Annotated in this window: 4 protein-coding genes and 1 pseudogene; 2 read left to right on the forward strand and 3 right to left on the reverse strand. The window is 57.8% G+C overall.

The window, feature by feature from the left end:
* The coding region (locus EN879_RS25985; RefSeq protein WP_164774580.1) for a nitrogen fixation protein NifQ at positions 1–509 on the forward strand (509 nt) is incomplete at its 5' end.
* Here the strand turns inward: EN879_RS25985 and rpoN are convergent.
* Together rpoN and EN879_RS25995 are read right to left on the reverse strand one after the other, a co-directional pair.
* Positions 506–1,939 (reverse strand): RNA polymerase factor sigma-54, encoded by a 1,434-nt coding sequence (gene rpoN / locus EN879_RS25990; protein ID WP_063169381.1) that lies wholly within the window; start codon positions 1,937–1,939, stop codon positions 506–508. The genes EN879_RS25985 and rpoN overlap by 4 nt on opposite strands.
* A 68-nt stretch (positions 1,940–2,007) precedes the next feature.
* The gene (locus EN879_RS25995) at positions 2,008–2,541 is read right to left on the reverse strand and encodes a peroxiredoxin (protein WP_063169380.1); all 534 of its coding nucleotides are present in this window, start codon (positions 2,539–2,541) and stop codon (positions 2,008–2,010) included.
* Positions 2,542–3,714: 1,173 nt separating this feature from the next.
* On the opposite strand from EN879_RS25995, the gene EN879_RS26000 reads away from it, so the two are divergent.
* The gene (locus EN879_RS26000) at positions 3,715–3,987 is read left to right on the forward strand and encodes a hypothetical protein (protein WP_199489650.1); all 273 of its coding nucleotides are present in this window, start codon (positions 3,715–3,717) and stop codon (positions 3,985–3,987) included.
* A 161-nt stretch (positions 3,988–4,148) separates the two neighbouring features.
* Here EN879_RS26000 and EN879_RS26005 read toward each other — a convergent pair.
* Positions 4,149–4,280: pseudogene (locus EN879_RS26005) on the reverse strand (IS481 family transposase); the annotation flags it as partial.

Below are 4,280 nucleotides of genomic sequence, written 5' to 3' on the forward strand. Positions count from 1 at the left end.
CGCTTGAGGAGGTCCAGGCGGGCGAGGTGTTGGCGACGGAGGGGACAGGCCTTTCGTCTGTCGAATTGCGTGATGTCTTGGCCGCAACTTTCCCGTCTACCTCCAGCAGCGTATTCGCTTTGGAGGAGTTGAGCGAGCCCGAGCCGGAACTGGAAGAGGAACTGCTACGCCGGCTGCTGCTAGCGCATGCTGCGCCGGCCGACCCGGCGAGCGCCCGCTTGGCCAAGATCATCGCCCGGCGTGCGATGCGCATGGACCATCTTTGGCGGGATCTTGGCCTCTCAAATCGCGCTGAGCTCAGCCGCCTGCTTGCCAGACATTTTCCCGCGCTGGCGGCAGGCAACACAGAAAACATGAAATGGAAAAAGTACTTTTACCGCAAGCTGTGTGAGGCCGAAGGCTTTTCGTCATGCACAGCACCCAGTTGCGGGGAATGCCATGACTTCGAAAGCTGCTTCGGCCCGGAGGAAGTTGAGAGTCGCCTCTCGCCGACCACGAATGTCGGTTAGTCACTTCGCTTGATCGCAGCTGCGGACAAACGCTTATCGCGGCGCCGTCGTATGGAGGAAGGGATGTTCATCGCCTCGCGATATTTGGTGACGGTACGGCGAGCGACATCGATGCCGGTCTCCTTGAGTTGAGCAACGATGTCTTCGTCGGAATGTACCTTGTCGAGCGATTCTTCGGCTATGATTGCCTTGATCCGATGGCAGACAGCTTTGGCGGAGTGCGCATCGCCGCCCTCGCAGGATGCGATTGGCGCAGCGAAAAAATACTTCAGCTCGAACACCCCGCGCGGAGTCAACATGTACCTGTTCGAAGTCACCCGGCTTACCGTCGACTCGTGCATGCCGATCTCGTCAGCGACATTTTTGAGACAGAGAGGCCGCAGATGGGCGGCGCCGTGTGTAAAAAAGGCATCCTGCTGGCGCACGATTTCGGTCGCAACCTTAAGGATCGTCTTAGCGCGCTGCTTGAGACTGCTGATCAGCCAGTTCCCTTTTTCCTGGCAATTGTCGAGAAACGCTTTGCCTTCCGGATTTTGCTTGGTCAGCTGCGAGATTTCGGCGACATAGGTGTGGTTGATCAACACTTTGGGCAGCGTGGCCGGATCAAGCTCCACCCGCCATCCACCTTCGGACTTGGGCATTACCCAGACGTCCGGTACGATGGTTTCCGGCGTCCCGGACTGGAACCGGTCTCCAGGCTTGGGATCGAGCGCGCGGATTTCGTTCCTCATGTCGAGGAGATCCTCCTCGTCGACTCCGCAACGCTGCTTCAATCCCTGAAAATCCCCCCGTGCAAGCATCTCGAGATTGGCGACCAAAGCTGCCATAGCCGGGTCGAACCGGTCTTGCTGGCGCAGCTGAATCTCCAGGCATTCGCTGAGAGTTCGCGCAAAAATGCCCGGCGGATCAAATTGCTGCAAGATTCCGATGACCCGTTCCACATCAGCTTGCCGAACGTTTAACGTCCTGGCCAGATCGAAAAGGTTTACCTGAAGATAGCCAGTGTCCTCCAGATGAGCGGCGAGCTGTCCGGCAATCAGCCGCTCCTGGGGGGTGAACGGGTTGAGGGCGACCTGGCGGGCGACATGGTCGTGCAATGTTTCGGTGTGGGCGGTAAACTCCTCGACGGCAGGTCGATCGTTGCCGCTACTGCGTTGCGACTTCCATTGCCCGCGCCCGCCAGACGGCCCGCCAATGGGCGATTCGCCGATTTCGCTTCTGCTTTGACTGCTCCGCTGATCCACCCCTGGCAGCGGCGAATCGTCGTCAAACGGGTCAGGCTTCAAAACGGGGTTCTTCTCGAGTGCCTGCTGCACGAGCTGATGGAGTTCAGTATGCGTCAATCGCAGCAAGCGAATAGCTTCAATGGCTTGAGGCGATAAGACCATACGTTGCTTCTGGCGTTGAAGCAGGCTTGCTGAGAGATGCATGTTGAACCGTGATCTGCCGAGGAGGCTCTAGTGTGTGCTTGGGTTGTGTGAGACTTTCCACTTCTGGGTCATGCCGCCGCCTTCAATTTGTCGAGAACGTTTTGCGGGGATGAAACGCCATAGGGGTCCGTCTCGCAGTTGTCACAGAAGCCTTCCTCCTCGAACCACTGCTCCACCACGCCATCGTCGATCAGAGCGGCGTATCGCCAGGAGCGCATGCCAAAGCCCAGATTGTCCTTCGCGACCAGCATGCCCATTTTGCGCGTGAACTCGCCCGACCCGTCTGGGATCAGCTCGATCTTCTGCAGCCCCAAGGACTTTCCCCACGCATTCATGACGAAAGCATCGTTGACCGAGACGCAGTAGATCGCGTCAATTCGCAGTTCCAGAAATTGATCATAGAGTTTTTCGAAATCGGGCAGTTGGAAGGTCGAGCAGGTCGGGGTGAAGGCGCCAGGCAGCGAGAACAGGATGATGCGCTTGCCCCCGAAATAATCGTCGGAGGTCTTGTTCTCCCACTGATAAGGATTTGGCCCCCCGATCGACTCATCGCGAACACGCGTGCGAAAGGTCACGAGAGGAACGTTCTTTCTATAGGTCATTGATTTGCTTCCAGGCCAAAGTGGTACGGTGCATTTTTCGGTTAAACTGAAGCGGCATCGACTTCGGTCGACAGTTCCGGCAGCCTCGCGCCTTGGCGTGGTTGCCTCGGACCGGTCTTGTGCAAGACCGCCCCCGAGCAGGCACGTTTAACGGCGACGAGCTTCCGCGGAGACGGGGAATTTTGCTCGCGTGCTTTATCGAGCTTTGAGAGGTAGGCATGGTCTGCAACCGTGATTTTGACTGCGTTCTATCGACCGAGTCGCAAGCGCCATGCCAATTGACCCGATGCCTTGGGTTCACTTCGGTTTTTGCAGCAACTTTCGTGTTGTGCAGTAATGCCGGTCGATATTATTGCTCAAGCAGCACTGGAAATTGGGTGCGACTCCGTTCGGCAAACCCGGCCTTTGTCCGAAGCCGGACACGAATGTCGGAAATAGCCAAACGCCAGGATCTGGGGCGGGTTAAGAAACGTTGCCGTGGGCACCGGCTTCAGCACAATTGCGCCACGCGAGCATGGCTCCCAGCGTCAATGCCGTGCAGCAGCGAGACGAAGTCACTGCAGAATATCAACCTCTGCGAAGTCGTTGAAACCCAGCATGTGCGAGCCGTTCGAGGCGCAGATCAAGGCATGCTCGAGGAAGAGCTCGTGCTCTCGGCAGCAAGTGTTGCGACGTCTGACAAGGATCGTCGCGCTTCAAGGAAAAGAACCTGAATGGTGCACGGCTTGTGAAGGCCGGCGCATGGAAATGGCTGGGCTGATCATCCTCCATGAGGGTTGAATGAAGAGCTGGCCCCTATCTCCCTCAGCTGCAACGGGGGGAGATAGGGCATGTCCGTCTATCGCGCTGGGTAACATTCCTCGGTGATGCAATAAGGGGGAGCAATTTCTCATTTCGGCAGACACGACCCAGCTCTCCTTTCATGCGCTGATTCCCCCAGGGGAAATCGCGACTCCAGGCTTCCTATGCAGCGAATCGCGGTGCTGTCCGATGTCCGACAATGTCGGATGCGGATCGTAGCTGGGCTAGATCCGTCACTTTGCCTCGATGGTTTCCCACTGGCCTTATATCTGCTTCGCCCAAATGCGGCGACATAACCTGTGCGGCATCTGTGAATGGATCGACTTCAATCGAGACCTCGGAGGTCCCGATGCGCGAAGGGAGCTTGCCGATATGACGGCCACCATAGCGAACCACGGTCCGGACGACGAGGGGACTTGGATCGGCGGGCCTGCGGCGCTGGGACACCACCGCCTGGCAATCATCGATATCCAGGGCGGCCGCCAGCCGAGGATGCTCCAGGGGGATGGCCGACCTGACTTGGTGCTCGTCTACACGGGTGAGACTTACAACTACCGCGAGCTGCGTCAACAGCTGGCCGGCCTAGTCCATCGCATGAACACGAGCAGTGACACCGAGGTGGTGCTGCACCGCCCCCGCGAGTAGGGCTCTTCGGCGGGTACACTTTTTTCACGAAATCCGTGAATGTTTCTCGCGACATCATCCCGCAATCGGTGGTGCAGCGGGTGAAGAGCCCGTATCCGGCTATCCAGAATGCCGCCTACGACAAAATACTACGTACGCGGTTCACTGTGATGCTGGACGACCTAGTTGTGGAGCTTCAACAGGTTGTCCTCGATCAGGGCGAGGCGACTGATAGGCGTTTTTGACTTTAGGCTGCCATGTGGACGATGCCAATTGTATCTGTGCAGCCAGACAGGCAGTTCGGCGGCACGATG

Source organism: Mesorhizobium sp. M7A.F.Ca.AU.002.02.1.1, from assembly GCF_003998535.1.
GTDB classification, from domain to species: Bacteria; Pseudomonadota; Alphaproteobacteria; order Rhizobiales; family Rhizobiaceae; genus Mesorhizobium; species Mesorhizobium ciceri.

What these genes read in the sequence shown, in the direction of transcription:
- EN879_RS25995 (WP_063169380.1), bottom strand. Translation starts at nt 2,541, where the DNA reads ATGACCTATAGAAAGAACGTTCCTCTCGTGACCTTTCGCACGCGTGTT.
- EN879_RS26000 (WP_199489650.1), top strand. Translation starts at nt 3,715, where the DNA reads ATGACGGCCACCATAGCGAACCACGGTCCGGACGACGAGGGGACTTGG.
- rpoN (WP_063169381.1), bottom strand. Translation starts at nt 1,939, where the DNA reads ATGCATCTCTCAGCAAGCCTGCTTCAACGCCAGAAGCAACGTATGGTC.